4 protein-coding genes are annotated in these 16,929 nt (G+C 63.4%); 3 read left to right on the top strand and 1 reads right to left on the bottom strand.

The window, feature by feature from the left end:
• Positions 1 to 9 precede the first annotated feature (9 nt).
• The gene (locus J2Y83_RS05060; RefSeq protein ID WP_253393565.1) at positions 10 to 6,537 is read left to right on the top strand and encodes an NEL-type E3 ubiquitin ligase domain-containing protein; all 6,528 of its coding nucleotides are present in this window, start codon (positions 10 to 12) and stop codon (positions 6,535 to 6,537) included.
• Between the two features lie 45 nt (positions 6,538 to 6,582).
• Here J2Y83_RS05060 and J2Y83_RS05055 read toward each other — a convergent pair whose 3' ends face one another.
• The gene (locus tag J2Y83_RS05055) at positions 6,583 to 8,001 is read right to left on the bottom strand and encodes an amino acid permease (RefSeq protein ID WP_253393564.1); all 1,419 of its coding nucleotides are present in this window, start codon (positions 7,999 to 8,001) and stop codon (positions 6,583 to 6,585) included.
• Positions 8,002 to 8,482: 481 nt separating this feature from the next.
• On the opposite strand from J2Y83_RS05055, the gene J2Y83_RS05050 reads away from it, so the two are divergent.
• Positions 8,483 to 13,678 (top strand): hypothetical protein, encoded by a 5,196-nt coding sequence (locus tag J2Y83_RS05050; RefSeq protein WP_253393563.1) that lies wholly within the window; start codon positions 8,483 to 8,485, stop codon positions 13,676 to 13,678.
• Positions 13,679 to 13,751: 73 nt separating this feature from the next.
• Complete coding sequence (locus tag J2Y83_RS05045; RefSeq protein WP_253393562.1) at positions 13,752 to 16,853, top strand: transglycosylase domain-containing protein; 3,102 nt, start codon at positions 13,752 to 13,754, stop codon at positions 16,851 to 16,853.
• The last annotated feature ends 76 nt before the right edge of the window (positions 16,854 to 16,929 follow it).

The raw sequence follows: 16,929 nt of genomic DNA, 5'->3' as shown, positions 1-16,929 counted from the left end.
TCATGGCATATGTCGACTTATCAACTGCTCAACGGTTTGTCAGGGAACTTGCAGTCCAGCAACGCCTGGTCACACCAACAAGCCCTTGAGCAGATCCAGCACAACGTCATTCAAGCCATGAACAGCTTGAACCCAGCGCAAACCGCCCGCTACGTCAGCTTACAACGCGAAGCACTGAAAGCCCTGGCGGCGCTGGAAACCGCTCAGCAAGCGCTGACCCGCGACTTCAAGACCCAAGGCCTTGCGCAATTGCGGGAAAAGCTCGGCGGGCGCGATCCCGAGCAGTACACCCTTTTCACCCGTTTCAAGGAAAAACGAGAGCAGGGCTTTCCCTGGGACCCGTCGGACCCGCTTACCCCGATCGGCTATGTGCCCATTCCCGAGGGCGCCAATCGCACGCGACGAGCCGAATACGACTTTCACTACATTCACCACCTCAAGCACCTGTCACTGTGGGAGGCCGCCTGCCTCAACTATGGCTTCACCCACTCCATCCCCGGCGACTCGGGTTTCAGCCTGGTGGAAGCCAGCTATATCGTGGGGCCGGACAACGACCGCAGCTTGAGCACGTCCACCTTCATCGACGCCGCCCGCGCGCTGGACCTGGGTGCTCAGTTGCGTGACAAAACCCGTACCGCCATGGCGCCGGATGGGGCGTTGCGCCCATTGTTCGAGGCGTCGGCCAAGGCCAGCCTGTTGTTCGACGTGATCGAAGCCTATCGCAACCGCGCCACCACCGGCGTCACCCTGGAGATCTACACGCGGCTCAACGCCGCCATCGAAGGCACTGGCGCGCAATTGCCGTTCGACACGCTGAACCTGAGCTCCGGTATCACCCCCCTGATCTCGGTGCCCTTCGTCCCCTGGGATACCTGCATCCCCGTGCCCTTGATACTGATTCGCGTGGCCAGCCTGGGCGTGCTGTCCTACTTCCCCTTCCGCCCCGGAGGGGCGTTGAAATACCACAACGATGCTCAAGCCGCCGAGTGCGCGTTTCGCACACAACTCACTGACAGTCACGCGAAAAAAGACTTGGGCTGGTTCTCCCGGCAATTACCCTTGATCGGGCTGTCGGTGTTCAAATCACTGATCGATAAAGAGCAGCACCTGAAGGGGTTCAGTTGGTTAGGCGCGTATGTGTACGACGGCTTTCACCTGGCCTTCCCGCCAAAAACCCTCGACAACATCCGCTTCAGCACCGACATCAAATCCGGGCGTGAAACCACCCTGGTCCAGGCGTGTGTCTATCGCCAGATCCAGCGCTTTCAGTCAGACCTGGACACCCTGGCGCAAACCCGCGCGGAAAAAGACTGGCAAGCCCTCAAGGATGCAACGGCGGCGATTGCCGGTGAAGTGCTGCAAATGCTGCTTATGCCGCTGCCCGGCGGCGTGACCGGCATGAACCGGGTCATGCAGCTCACGGCCATGGGCAGCCTGACCTACAGCGCCGCCCAGGGCGTAAATGAGTTGGCCAGGGGCGAAGCCAGCGGATTTGCCTCGGCGCTGGCCGATGTCACCGACCTGGCAGTCAGCGGCAAGTTGATCTCAACCGCCGGAAGGGCTCATCGCCGACGCATGCACGAGTACCTGGAAAAACTCGGCAACCCGTACAAGATCACGCGCGTCGACGGCAGCCATGGGCTCTGGAAAGCCGACGCCCAACCGTATGCCCACGACAACCAGCGCCTGGTCAACGGTATCAGCCCCAATGCGTTGGGCATTTACACGCACCAGGGGCACCTCTACGCCAAACTGCGCCAGGGCGAGACGGACGTGCTGGTCGAAGTCAAATTCGACGACGCGCACAAACGCTATGTACTCACACAGGGTAAAGACGGCTACACCCCAGCGATCATATTCGTCCCAGAACTCCAGGCCTGGACCTTCGATTTGCACAACGCCCATCTCCTGTCCAACCAGGAGTTGCTGCAACGCATGCTGCCTGACGGGGCGTCGACGATCCCGTCGGCTGACCTTGAACACATGCTACGCAGCACCGCCACCACACGCGATACACTGGATCGCGTGTGGCAGGCCCAACCGGCACCGTTGAACCTGATCGAAGGCGCCAGGCGTCTGCAGGTCGATCAGGTCATCCAGCAAATCATCGAGCGGTTCCCCCAACCCGGCCAACTGCCGGCGCATGCCGACAGCACGGTCTTCTGCCTGCTGACCCAACTCAACGGCTGGCCGACCGACACCCTGCTGCATATCCACGATGCACAAGGCACGCGGCTGGAGACCTACGGCAAAACCGAGCAACCACCCCCACGCCCCCATGCCATCAACCTCAAGCGCCACGAGGATGGCAGCTACACAGACCTCAACGACGACGGCAGCGGCCCCGAGGGCAACGAGCACCTGCTTCAACTGATCATCCGCCAGCAACCACGCGACTCGGCCCTGGGCAAAGAGGACCAACCCAACGCCTCCGAGGACGCGCGCGTCAGCAGCGTGCGCCGACAGGTTGGCGCATTGGCAAACACCGAGCGCCACGCGCTGTTTTCGGCGCTGTTCGATTATTGGGGCTACGAAAAAGGCGAACTCGCCGCCGCGCCGGCAGCCAGACGGTTTCTGCCGGTCAAGGTCTCACCGGCCTTGATTACCGTCACGCCCTTGCTGAAAAAACTGCGCGACCTGAACCCGCCCCTGACCGCCGCCAACCTGACGCGACTACTCGCCGAGCACCCGCTGACAGCACGCCAGCAGGAGGCGTTTCTGAGCGGAGGCACCCTGCCGGTGGCGTTTGTTGAACGACTCGATCATCAACGTACCGCGTTGCGCATCGATGCAGTGATCGACAGCCTGTACAACCCCCGCGACTTCAATGCCGACACCGACCTCTGGGCCAGGGAATTCGCCGGCGCGCTGATACGCGACAGCCTCAAGCGGCCGTTTGTGGTCACCGATGTCAGCCAGGGGCAGACCTTCGTGCCCAGCGGTCCGGACGACCTCACCGTAAACCTGCGCCTATACCCAGGCGGTCGTTACTGCGCCTACGACATCCGCAACGCTGGCGAAATCCCCGTCTCCCCCGTCCAAGACAGCTTCTACCTGGCCATCGCCTCGGTGCTCCACCCTCACGAACGTCAGCTGCTGGGCATGAACGGCGCCACCGACGCCAAGGGCCTGCGCAAAACCCTGGGGGATAACATGAGCGCGCGCCGCAACCCAGAGGGGTTCGTCAGCCTGGTCAATGGCTCACTGGCGCCCTACGAACACAACCTGATGCTGCCACCGCACCTAAAACCCAGGGCCGACGGCATCTTCAGCATTGAGGGCAACGAATACCTACCGCTGTCCGGCAGCCTGTACCGGATCGTCTTCGACAAAAAGCGGCTCAAGTGGCGGCTCAAACACCCGAAAAACATCGGCGTCGACACCCCACTCCTGGAACACAACGGCCAGGGTGCCTGGCGGCTGGCCAGCGAGAACCCCATGACCTGGGACGCCCATCAATTGCTCCATCGACTGGGCCATAAGGACTACGCGTTCACCCGGCAACAGGCCGATCGAATCCTCGCCCTGACCGATACACCGGACCACGTATTGCGCCAGGTTCACCGCGCCGGTCACCCGGCCCCGCCGTTGCTCGCCGACACCTGTAAACGCTTCAAGATCGAACAACAGATCCAGCGCTTCATCGCAGCATTGCGGGAGGCCCCCAATACGCAAGATGCCGATCCAGACCTGCAATTGCTGGTGATCTCCGGGTTTCCGGAATGGCCGGACAGCCACCGGCTGCAGATCATCGGGCCGCACAATGAAGTGCGCTATCAACACCCGGCCACTTCGGGGCCGCATGTTGAAACGATCCGCGTGACCGAGTCGCAGTACAAGGAGGCCCGGCTGCTGAACCAACTCGCCCGCCACGATGCGCTGATCAACGCCTTGCTCGGAGAGTTACCTGCATCTGCTGAAGAACGCTTGTTCAAACTGGTGAAAAAAATCATCGAGTTTGCCGAGAAAGAAACCAACGATCTGTTCACCTCACTCTACCGGGAGAGCGAGCACGGCGGCCCCAATGCGTTACGCGAACGGTTCAAGGTCGCTCATCCGGAATTACCCAACAGCACGGTCGACGGCATCCTCGGCCACGCCACGCCCCACGAGCTCAAGCAGTTGCACGAGCATGACAAGGTAAGCCTGCGCCTGGGCGAAAAAGCCCGATTGACCGCCCACGAGGTGCGTCTGAATCGAGCCTTCGAGGGCTTGTACCTGGACAACCTGATCAACCCGGACAGCGACCGGATCATCCTGCACCTGCTTCAATCCGTCAGCGGCTGGCCAACGGACCTTCGAATAGAGGTGCGCGACCGACATTTCAACGGCCCCAGCATAGAAGGCGCCGGCAACCCGGCCGGGACGAACCGGAAAGTGTTGGTCAAACAACACCGGGTTTACCACGCTTATGATCCTCAAGGCACAGCACTCGCCACTCCCGACGGCAGGGGCAGCCACCTGCTGCCGGCCATCATCCAGACCTTGAGCCCTGCCGAACGGACCTCGTTGGGAATCACTGCCGAATACGACCTCACGCCACTGCGCGAGCAGATAGCCAACCTGGCCTTGTCCCAACGTGTGCAAATAAAGAGTCTGTTGGACCTGCCTCACCTGCAACCCTGGCTGCAACCACCCATGGGCCTGGATCGCTCGTTCCTGGCGTACCCCGTCTGGAACTGGCTCTGGCCATTCGGCGGTAATCGTGCGCCGAGCCTGAGGAGCCGGGTGCAGGAGCTCTACCCTCGGTTTGACAACGATGCCGCCCGCGCCTTCATCCACCGACTCGGCCTGGAAGAACCCGCCGCCCTGATCGAACTGGACCGACGCCAGGCCGAATTCAGCTTCATGGACACTGAACTGACACGCTGGAGCGACACCCCTCGCGCCATCGACGCCCCCCAGACCGACCCGTTAGGCGTGCATCTGGGTCAACGCCGCTATATCGCGAACCAACTGCGCAGGGCGTGGCGACGGGATGAGTCGATGTTGCATTATGTTGCCGGCTTGTTCGACGTCCACTCGCTGACGTTGCGACTGGACGACAATGACCTCCCCACAGACGCCTTTGGTACGGGGTTCACCGGGTTCGAACACATCGAGCACTTGAGTATCGCCGGGAACACCTTCCCCGCCGCAGGCCACGCGTTCCTCGCCCTTTTCCCTAACGTGCGCGCCTTACACATCGACTGTCAGCTGACCGAACTGCCCACGGCTATCACCGACATGACGCAACTGACCCACCTGGACCTGCAATTCAACAGGCTCCGCTTAACTGAAGCGTCGGCCGGGCGACTCACCAACCTGGTCAATCTGCGCAGTCTTAATCTGAGCGGCAACCCCCTGGGCATCACCCCGGACCTTACCCGGATGGTCCAACTCACAAGCGTGAGACTAAGGGGCACCGATCTCCATGAATGGCCGATAGGCGCCGCAGAGCACGGGAATCTGAACACGCTGTATTTGCAGGAAAATCAGATCAGCAGCATTCCCGAACAAGTCTTTACTCACATCAGGGCGCGCATGCGAAACCGCCGTATCTATCTGCATGGCAACCCGCTGTCCGCGCAAGCCCTGGAGCGTCTGGAGCAATACCGCAACGACAGCGGCATTATCATGGTCAGAACCGTGCCAGGCATCACTCACTCGCCCGCGACAGAACGTAACGTCGCGCCCTGGCTGGGCGCCCTCGACAGCGCTCAACACGCGCCGGCGAAACAACTGTGGGACGCGCTATCAAGCCAGGAAGGCGCCCGGCCGGATGACACCTTCAGAGTGTTGGCAGACCTGACTAAATCGTTGGACTACCAGCAGGGCGGCGCAACACGCAAAACACTGACGCGTCGTGTCTGGCGGTTGCTCAACGGCATGGGCGAGTCCACCGAGCTGCGCGAAAAAGTGTTCCTCAACACCAGTGCCGCAGGCACCTGTGGCGACGGGGCCATACTGCTGTTCAGCAACATGGAACTCATGCACCGCGTGCATCAGACCCTCGCTCGGTACGACAAACAGCGGATCGACCGCGAACTGCTCGGCCTGGCCAAACAGGTGTATTACCTGGAGCAGCTCGACCAGTTCGCCGACGATCACATCAGCCGCTTGACCGTGCAAGGACGTTCGCCGGACCCGGCCGAAATCACCCTGTTCTATCGGGTGAGGTTGCGCGACGAATTCAACCTGCCGGTCCAGGTCGAGCAAATGTTGTATTCCGTGGAGGGATATGGCGTGGTCGAAAACGATGTCCAGCAGGCCCGTCAAATACTGCATGGGCTGGAGAACTCACCAGGGCTGGCGAACTCCTATAGAACCCGCGACTTCTGGCTCGACTACCTCGAACGACGCTTCCCCGAGCCGTTTTTAACCATCAAGGACGTGACCCGCTACAAGATCGGGCTCTTGCAAAAGGAGCTGCCGGACAAACACTCCGACGAACACCTCGACCAGCTGCAAGCGCTGATCGACACGCAGACCGCCGAGCGCAACCGCCTCATCGGCCAGTTGACGGACGCCGCCCTTCACGCGTTGCAGCGCGATTGAGCGCATCAGGGCGACCTGTGCGCCACAGGCCGCCCTGAACAAGCGTTACGCCGAGCGCGCGACGCCTTGGGCAACCTGGGTCGGTTGCAACTTGAACGTATAGAACAGCACCGTCAGCAGCACCAGGAATACCGGGCCGACATACAGCGCGACGCGGGTGTCCGGGAAGTACGCCATCAGGCCCACCACCAGCACCAGAAACGCCAGGGCCAGGTAGGAACTGATCGGGTACAGCCACATGCGGTACTTCAGGCCCGCCTGTTCCGCCGGGCTCAGGCTCTTACGGAACTTGAGCTGCGCGAGCAGGATCATCACCCAGGTCCAGATCGCGCCGAAGGTGGCAATCGAGGTGACCCACACAAAGACTTTCTCCGGCACCAGGTAGTTGAGCAACACGCCCAGCAGCAGCGCAGCGATCGACAGCAGCAACGCATTGCGCGGTACGCCGTTGCGCGAGGTGGTGCCGAAGGTTGCCGGGGCCTGGCCGTTCTGCGCCAGGCTGTAGAGCATGCGCCCGGTGCTGAAGATGCCGCCGTTGCAGGACGACAACGCGGCGGTGATCACCACGAAGTTGATGATACCGGCAGCGGTCTTGATGCCCAGACGCTCGAAGGTCATCACGAACGGGCTGCCCTGGGTACCGATTTCATTCCATGGGTAGATCGACAGAATCACGAACAACGCGCCGACGTAGAACAGCAGAATGCGCCAGAACACCGAGCCGATGGCATTCGGGATGGTCTTCTGCGGGTTCTTCGCTTCACCGGCGGTCAGGCCGATCATTTCCACGCCCAGGTAGGCGAACATCACCATTTGCAGGGACATCAACACGCCCTGCACACCATTGGGCATGAAGCCGCCGTGAGCCCACAGGTTGGAAATCCCCAGCGCCACACCGTCATTGCCGAAGCCGAACGCGATGATACCGACGCCGCCGATCACCATGGCGATGATGGTGACGATCTTGATCAGGGCGAACCAGAACTCGAACTCACCGAACGCCTTGACCGCGATCAGGTTGACCGTGCCCATGCTGATCAACGCCGCCAGGGCCCAGATCCAGCGCGGCACATCGGGGAACCAGACGCCCATGTACACGGCCACGGCGGTGATTTCCGCGACGCAGGTCACCAGCCACAAGAACCAGTAGTTCCAACCGGTGAGGAAGCCCGCCAATGGGCCGAGGTAATCCTGGGCATAGCGACTGAACGAACCGGCGACGGGGTTGTGGACCGCCATTTCGCCGAGCGCGCGCATGATCACCAGGATCGCCAGGCCGCCAATGATGTAAGAGAGCATGATCGCCGGGCCGGCCATTTCAATGGCCTTGGCCGAGCCAAGGAACAGGCCGACACCGATGCAGGCGCCGAGGGCCATCAGGCGAATATGCCGTTCGCCCAGTTCACGTTTCAGCGGGCCGCCCTGAGCGGTCTCGCCATGAGGCAGGTGGTTGCCAACTGGCATAGGGGTACAACCTCGTCTTGTTATTGGATTAAGCCACCGAGTACTCGACGTCACGGCAGGTCCGCCACAACGCCTCATACCGGGCTCGCCTCATGGGCCAACCCGTCTGGCCAGGGCCAGATCAGCGGGGGTGCAGTATAAAAAGCTCAAGCCAGGGTTTTTCACTTAATAAACGCCAAGATTCAGCGAGAAGTCGCGGTAAAAGCGGCTTTTGTGGAGGTGCATTACCTGGATAGCGTAGGGATTTTCTCCGTTTGACGCGCGCCGAGTATTGCACAGCTTTGGTGCAGCGTCATGCCCCTACCTAGGCCGTATATACCCAGCCGAAGGCTCTGCTTCAATGCTTTGAGCCCATCAGGCAGACAATGCGGAAGCCGGCCACGGTCGGACGAGAAGCATCGCCATATCAGCAGCCGGGCCGCCCATTCACCATGGGACGCTTCGATTGCCAGGACGGCAATCCCAGCGAAAGGATCTCCCCATGCCAACCCCCTTCGACGTACTCCAACAAGGTCGAACGCAACGCCTGGCCGCCGATGGCCAATTGATCAGCGCGTTGTTCAACCACCTGACAACCGGCAATTCCACCACAGTGATCGTGCCCGAGCACTCCACCCTGGGCTGTTGGCTGCAGGTGTACCGCCGCGCACTCAGCCGCCCCCACTTGCAGGCCTGGACCACGCGCCTGCCGGTGGCGCTGGCGGGCCTGGATGTGCCACTCGATACCGCGCCGCTCGAACTGCCGGCGCAATCGGTGCTGAAGTTCTACGGTTACCCCTACCCCGGGCATCGCGGCCAGCGCCGGGTGATCACCCAGGCGCTCGATCAATCGAACAGCTTCGTCGACCCCAAGGCGGGCCTGAATGACCGTTTGAGGCGGTTGAATCAGGACCAGCAGCAGATCGCCGACCAACTGCAAGCCCTGCTCGACGACGACTTCAACCTGTTTTCCGTCTACAAGACCTATTTCACACTCGATTCCGGTTCGTTCTGGGCCAGCACCCAGCAAGCCGGCGTCGCGTTACTCGACGCCATCACCCGCAGCCCCGCGTTCCTGGCGCTGGACGTGGTCGACGGCCTGCAACCCGGCGCGTATACGTTCGACCCTGCCACGCGCCGGCTCATCGGCAAAAACGCCTGGGGCGGGATGGTGGATATCGACATCGAACACCTGCTCGCGCTGCCCCTCGACGGCCAGCTCGAACAACTGGTCGCGGTCGCCGAGCAACTCGGCAGCTTTATCCACCAGAACGGCCAGTTCAGCCTCGCCCAACTGCTGAAGTGCCACGATCTGCCGGTGCCCGACACACTCGCCGACGCCCGCGCACTGATCGACACGCTGCGCCAGTCAACGCCGTTGACCACGTTGCCGGTCAGCGACCTGGCCGACTCCGATCTCGCCCTGATGCAATACCAGCAGTGGCTGGCCCAGGACCACGACCGCGACGTCATGGCCGAGTGTTTGCGCGGGCTGATCCAGGACCCGCCCAGTGACCACCTGATCGACACCGCCAGCGTGACGCTGACACCCGCACCGGACTCCGCTGCGCCGCACCACCCCGCCGTCATCCCGCGCCCCGCCTGCGGCCCCTTCACCCTCAAGCAACTGCTGCAACAACATGATATTGAGCCACCGCGCAACGTCGACGAGGCCCAGGACACCCTGCAAGCCCTGGCGATGAACCTGCCGCGCCGCGTCGAGTTCGACGACTACCATGGGCTGTTGAGCGCCACGCCCCACTCGCCGCTGCAACTGCTGAGCGAGCAACGGCAAACCCTGCTCGCGACGGCCAATAACCACCTGCCCGCCAGCCCTCCACGCCTGCTCGACCGCTTGTGCGGCACGCTGCTGACCGACACACCCGCCGACGAGGTCCGCCGCCAGGCCGATCATCTGCTCAAGCAACTGCTGCGCCAGGAGCCGGCGCAACAACTCGGCCAACGCCTGGTGACGGCGCTGCACTGGTACGGGCAGCACCCGGACGAAACCGCCAGCCAGACCAGCCTCGACCTGCTGGTGCTGAGCGCAGTGATCCTCGACCTCGACCCTGCAGCCGGCGAAGAGGGCGCGCCCGTCGCCGGTTTCGACCTCAGCGCCCACGCGGGCCAGCCCCACGGCGAAGTGCGCCAAGCCCTGGAACTGCATTTGGTCCGCACCTGCACCGTCTCGGCCCGCGCGGCACCGCTCGCCGCCCACCTGTTGTTGGCCGCTGCCGCGCCGGAGTTTCTGGTGCAGGAGCTGCCCGAGACCTTGTGCTTTCGCACCTCGATCGCCTGGATGAGCTTCAAGCAAGGGGTCTTGATCGCGCAGGCCATGGCGCCCGGCTCGCCGCGCCACCTGACCTACCACGACATGCTCGCCCTGGCGTCCCAGCCCCCCACGACCGCCGAGCAGCAACAGTGGCGCGAATACCTCGCCACCCGCACCCTGCTCGACTGGGCGCTCGCCGTGGGCGAACTGCCCGAGCGCGACACCACTGCCTACCTGGCGCAGGAAATCGACGCGCTGAAGCTGCGCCTCACGCAACGCCTGCACGCCTTGAAGCAGGCCCTGATCACCTTTGCCGACGTAGCGCCAAGCCGCCGCAGCATTGCCCTGGCCGACCTGAAGAACGTCTTCCCCAACCAGCCATTGCTGGACAAAGCCTGCCTGTGGCGCCCCATCCCACCGCTCGCCGGCGGCAGTCTGCGCTTTCCGATGCACCATCACGAACGCCAGAACTACAGCCTGCACAGCCTGGTGGAGTTGCACATGGATGGCCAACTGAGCGACAGCCGCTGGCAATCCACCGAGCCCGAGCTGGACCTGGCGCGACTGCGCCCGTCGTTCGGGCGCCTGGGCAATATTCATCAACGCTTCGACACAGCCTTCAGCGCCCATATCGAACGCCTGAAGCAGGCCTACAGCACCCTGATCGAAGACCTGCTGGCGCAACTGCCGCTGGCGGATCGGATGTTCCTGCAACAGGCCGACCTGCAGCTGTTGGTGCTGAAAAAAGAGCCCGGCAAAGACCTCGCCCTGCTGAGCCCGGAGGAGGAACTGGCGCGCAGCGCCCGAATGGGCGTGATCCTGCGCGGCACATCAGCCACGGCGGTGCAGGAATACGAGCTGTTCCCACTGTTGAACCGCGTTCACAAACGCAGCGGCGCGCCGTTGGCGTTCCGCGAGGGCGGTACGCTGATAACGGTGATCAGCGGCACGCCCCATGCCACCCATCCAGTCACCCCACTGCTGATCGGCGATGACCTGCCGTTGGACTGGGACGCCTATGCCAGCGGGCGCCCGCCACGGCCGGGGCAGCGCGCCAAGGTGATCGTACACACGCTGTGGTCATTCAGACCGACGTCCGCCCCCCCACCGACGACCGCGCTGACCTATGGTTCGGCGCTCAATCGCACGATTGCCCAAGCCATCGTGCAGCAGCACTTCTTCCTCGAAGTCGATGCCTTGCACGCGCACGCCCGGGGCACCACGCAGCGCGAGCAGCTTCAACAACGCTGGGATCGATTGTGGCAGCGCCTCAAAGCCTTCGTGCCGTTCTGGTCCTGCGCCGAAGACCTCGGCTCCGGTAACACCCGTCGTGTCATCGACGGCGGATATGCCTGCTTCATCGACCTGTTGACCCTGTTGTTTCCCACCCAACACTTTCTCAAGGCATCGCTGAGCGTGCTGAAAAAAACCGCGCCGCTGCCGATCAAACTGCTGCAACTGGGCCGCTTGAGCAGCACCTTCCTCAACACCGTGCTGAACCCGCTGGATGGTCTTCCGGGCTTGTTCAGGCTGGCACGCAGCGGGGCGATCCGGCTGAGCAGCGGCACACGGAAAATCCTCGACACGGCCATCACACAGGTGCAACGCCACACCGCCGACCTGCGCCTGCTGGACTACCCCCGGCTGCTGGCCGGCGCCGACATCGGCAGCGGCACGGTGTTGCGCGGCAGTGACCTGCTGCGCATCAACGCAATCCTGCACAAAAACCACTGGCACCCCTGCCACCCCTTCACCCGCAAACCCTACGGGCCACCGAGCCCCAGCTTTCGCCTGGACAACGCCCTGGACGTGACGCCGATGCAGACCGCCAAGGGCCATCCGGTGCTGGTCACCGACCGCCTGTTCGCCACCCCGCCGCTGCTCATCGCGCGCCGTGATGCCACCGACCTGCTCGACCACGACAGCCTGTTCCGTCTGCAGCACCAGGCGCCGACCCATCTGGACGACCTGACCTCGCCCGCCTACTTCAAGGCCGCCGAAGGCTTCGACAGCCAATGCGGCCCGAGACGAAGCAAACGCAGCCCGATCCCGTTGATCTGCTTCACCAAAAAACTCACCGCGTTCAACGCCCCGATCCACCAACGCCGGGCCGAGGCCATCGAACACATTCGCCTGATCCCCGCGCCTGCCATCGGCACCGACACGCGCAAGCTGGTCCACAACCGCCGGCTGTACGCAGTGACGCCCCAGAACACCGCATTTGAATTGACGCCCGTGGCCGCGCCGACACCGTTGACCTACAAACCCCAGGTCACCGGCCGGCTTATCGAGAACGAAGCGCAATTCGGCCTGCCCAACAATCAAGTGGACAATAAACTCACCCGCGAAACGCGGGTGGTCGAACTGAACGGGCTGACGCTCGGTACGGACGACAAACGAACCCTGCGCGCCATGGCGATCGAGCTAAGCCCGGGCGGGGGCACGCGCATTATCGTGGAGGCCGACGCCGGAGTCTTTTACGAAGCGACCCCCAGCACCCCCGCGCCCGCGATGCTGTTCAACCGCCTGGACTTCAGCCAGGGTGGCGAAGCCGAACAACTGATCCGTGCATTCAGCCAGCGCAAGCTCGACTATTTGAGCGCCGCCGGGTTTGTGCATAACCGTCCGCTGGTCACCCTGCCCACCCTGGAGGTACTGAACATGCAACTCGCCTCGCGCGGTTTCAGTGCCGCAAAACGCAGGCGCCTGACCGAGCAGGCCGAAGGCCTGCGAACCATCAAGCAGCGCGAGCTGTTGCTCAACGCCAGCGATCAGGGCGAACGCCTGGACCTGGATGTGGCCGCCGCCCCCTTACAGCTCGACACCTGGCCGCACTACGTTGCCCAGCCGGGCCAGACCATCAATCAGTACCTGGCCACCAAGGCCCAGGCCAGCACCCTGGCGCTGGTCAAGGCCACCGGCATCGGCCCGTCCAACGTCGCGGGGCTGGGGGTCGACGAGTTGGAACGGCTGTCCATTGCCGAATCGCTGGTGATGTGGCAGTACAGCCGGGCCGGGCAGCCCAACTACACCGAAGTGATCCTCAAGACCGGCGCGGGCAATTGCGACCAGATGGCCCATGTGGCGAACGAATTGATCCGTTTCAACGGCGGTGCCTCGCGCGTTTGGGGCACCAGCCCACCGGCTCACGCGTTTGTGGTGGTGGGTATAACGCCCCCGACATTGGGTTCGACGCTGAACTTCAGCGAAGCGGGCTGGAGGGGCCTGTGGATATGTGACCCCTGGGCGGCCATCGTCTGCCCGGCAAACGAATACATTCGCGAGCTCAGCATCAAAATGTACGCCTGGTACCTGGCGGACATTTCGGTGTTATTCAACGACCACGGCACCTACCGCTGGGGCCGGGCCAACGACCGCAACTGGCTGACCCTGCTACGCAGCGCAGTGAAACGCCCACAGCCGTGAACCGACACATTTCGCAACTAACGACTAAGCTACACCCAAGTCCGATCAATCTACGTCAATGGATGAATCGACTATGGGCGCTTTATGGCAAACCGATTCGAAGCAGGCTGCGCAGCCAACCGACAGCCCGGATCAACCGCCATTGCCACACAGCGCCCACACGCGAAGCCGGTGGTGGCGCCTGGTGTGGCTGGTGCTGTTGTTCGCGCTGCTGGCGCTGGGCTGGGCCGCCAGCGTAGAAATGCACACCTCGCGCCTGCAGGCCCGCTACCTGAGCCCGTTGGCCGCTTCCCTCGGTTACCGCCTGGAGCCCGGCGCCAGCGATGCCATCGTGTACCCCGGCGACGGCCCGTTCGACCGGCGCCTGGGCTACAGCGCGCTGGATGAATTCTTGCCGCGCCTGCTCAAGCGCAATTACCTGATCCAGGCCCAGACGCGCTTCTCCCCGGCCTTGATGGACTACGCCCGGAACGGGCTGTTCGTGCCCTACGCAGAAAAAGTCCAGGCCGGCCTGAGCATCACCGATTGCCGCGCCGCGCCGCTGTATACCTTCATCTACCCACAACAGCTCTACACCCGCTTTGCCGCGATCCCGCCGCTGGTGGTGCAGAGCCTGCTGTTCATTGAAGACCGCGACCTGCTCGACCCCAAGCAACCGCTGGCCAACCCGGCGGTCGACTGGCCGCGCTTTGCCAAGGCGGCCTGGTCGCAAGTGGCCAAACTCATGCATCTGCCGGGGCAGACAGCCGGCGGCAGCACCCTGGCCACGCAGCTGGAAAAATATCGCCATTCGCCCGACGGCTTGACCGTGTCCGGCGGCGAGAAAATCCGCCAGATGCTGTCCGCCAGCGTCCGGGCCTACCAGGCCGGGCCGGACACCCTGGGCAGTCGGCAGACTATCGTGCGCGACTATCTCAACAGCGTGCCGTTGTCCGCCGTGCCGGGCCACGGCGAAGTGCACGGCCTGGCCGAAGGCCTGCGGGTGTGGTACGGCGCCGACTTCAATCAGGTCAATCAGGCCTTGAGCGACAGCGCGCAAGACCCGGCGAGCCTGGCCAGACGCGGCCTGGCCCTGCGCCAGGTGCTGTCGCTGATGATCGCCCAACGCCGCCCCTCGCACTACCTGACCAAAGGCCGCGAAGAGCTGGCGCAATTGACCGACAGCCATCTACGCCTGCTCGCGCAGAACCAGGTGATCCCCGCCACCTTGTCCGCCGCCGCCCTCGCCAGCCCTGTGACCTACCGCGACTGGCAGCAGCAACCGACCCTGCAGCCGGTGGAAACCAACAAGGCCATCAACGTTGCGCGCAGCCGGCTCGCCAGCCTGCTCAACCGCTCGCTGTATGACCTCGACCGCCTCGACCTGTCGGCCACCAGCACCTTGCACTACGCCCTGCAAACCCAGGCCACCGACTACCTCAAGCACCTGGCCGACCCGGCGTTCGCCGCGCAGATGGGCCTGCTCGGCCCGCGCCTGCTGACGCCGCAAAGCACACCGCAGGTGCGCTACAGCTTCACCCTCTACGAACTGACGCCCGACGGCGCACGCGTGCGGGTGCAGACCGACAACACCGACCAGCCGTTCGACATCAACGACGGTAGCAAGCTGGAACTGGGCTCCACCGCCAAGCTGCGGGTGCTGACCACCTACCTGCAAATCATCACCGAGCTGCATGAGCGCTATCAGGCACGCACGCCCGCCGAGCTGAAAAACGTCGAACTGCCCGAACAGGACGTGCTCTCGCGCTGGGCGCTGAATTACCTGACCCAGCACAGCGACCGCGACCTGGCGAAGATGCTCGACGCCGCCCTCGACCGCACCTATTCGGCCAACCCCGGCGAGGCGTTTTTCACCGGTGGCGGCCTGCACCGCTTCCATAACTTTCGCAACGAAGACAACGGCCGCAACCCGACCTTGCGCGATGCCCTACGCGAATCGATCAACCTGCCGTTCATTCGCCTGATGCGTGATCTGGTGCGCTACACCACCTATTCGGGCGAAGACAACAGCGCACGGCTGCTCAAGGACGACAACGACCCGCGCCGCCAGGAATACCTGGCCAAGTTCGCCGACCACGAAGGCACCGCGTTCCTGCTCAAGTTCTGGAAAAAATACCGCCACAAAGACACCCAGGCCCGGCTCGACACCTTCATGGACAGCCTGCACCCCACCGCGATCCGCCTGGCCGCCGTCCACCGCTACCTGCTGCCCCAGGCCAGCCAGGAAAGTTTCAACGGCTTCGTGCGCTCGCACCTGAAGAACCTCAAAACCACCGATAAGCTCAGCGACGAGCGCCTCGAACGCCTTTACCAGAGCTACGGCCCCGGCGCCTACGACCTGCCGGACCAGGGCTATATCGCCAAGGTGCATCCGCTGGACCTGTGGTTGCTGGGCTACCTGCTCAACCACCCCGAGGCGACCTTCGACGAGATCGTCAAAGCCAGTGAATTCGAGCGCCAGGAGGTCTACAGCTGGTTGTTCAAGAGCCGCCACCAGAGTGCGCGTGACAGCCGCATCCGCACCATGCTGGAGATCGAAGCGTTCCTCGATATCCACCAGCGCTGGCAAGCCGTGGGCTATCCGTTCGACCACCTGGTGCCGTCGCTGGCCACCGCCATCGGCAGTTCCGGCGACCGCCCCGCCGCTCTCGCGGAACTGATGGGGATCATCCTCAACGACGGCGTGCGCTTGCCCGTGCTGCGTATCGACAGCCTGCAATTTGCCAGCGGCACGCCCTACGAAACCCACGTCGCCAACGACCCGAACCGCGGCAAACGGGTGCTGCCCAGCGCAGTCGCCACGGCGTTGCGCGGCGCGCTGTCGCAAGTGGTCGACGCCGGCACCGCCAAGCGCGTGGCCGGCAGCTTCAAACTGGCCGACGGCACACCGCTGGCGATGGGCGGCAAAACCGGCACCGGCGATAACCGCATCGAAGCCATGGGAGCCGGCGGGCGCATGCTCAGTTCCAAATCGATCAACCGCACGGCGACCTTCGTGTTCTACATCGGCGCCCATCACTTCGGCACCCTCACCGCGTTTGTGCCGGGGGCGTCGGCGCAGCACTTCACCTTCACCTCGGCCTTGCCGGTGCAGGTGCTCAAGGGCATGGCGCCGCTGCTCAACCCGCTGCTGCAACCGGGCGACCCGGCGCTGTGCCTGGCGGGCACCCCCTGACGCCAGGCGGCACTATCTATCTGCCACCTCGGCGCGGCAGCGTTGAACACACTCCTGGATCACCCTTAGACAGGAC

This window comes from Pseudomonas marginalis (assembly GCF_024169655.1).
Taxonomy (GTDB): domain Bacteria; phylum Pseudomonadota; class Gammaproteobacteria; order Pseudomonadales; family Pseudomonadaceae; genus Aquipseudomonas; species Aquipseudomonas paraveronii.
This window is presented reverse-complemented; position numbering and strand designations above follow the sequence as displayed.

What these genes read in the sequence shown, in the direction of transcription:
- J2Y83_RS05060 (WP_253393565.1), top strand. Translation starts at nt 10, where the DNA reads ATGTCGACTTATCAACTGCTCAACGGTTTGTCAGGGAACTTGCAGTCC.
- J2Y83_RS05045 (WP_253393562.1), top strand. Translation starts at nt 13,752, where the DNA reads ATGGGCGCTTTATGGCAAACCGATTCGAAGCAGGCTGCGCAGCCAACC.
- J2Y83_RS05050 (WP_253393563.1), top strand. Translation starts at nt 8,483, where the DNA reads ATGCCAACCCCCTTCGACGTACTCCAACAAGGTCGAACGCAACGCCTG.
- J2Y83_RS05055 (WP_253393564.1), bottom strand. Translation starts at nt 8,001, where the DNA reads ATGCCAGTTGGCAACCACCTGCCTCATGGCGAGACCGCTCAGGGCGGC.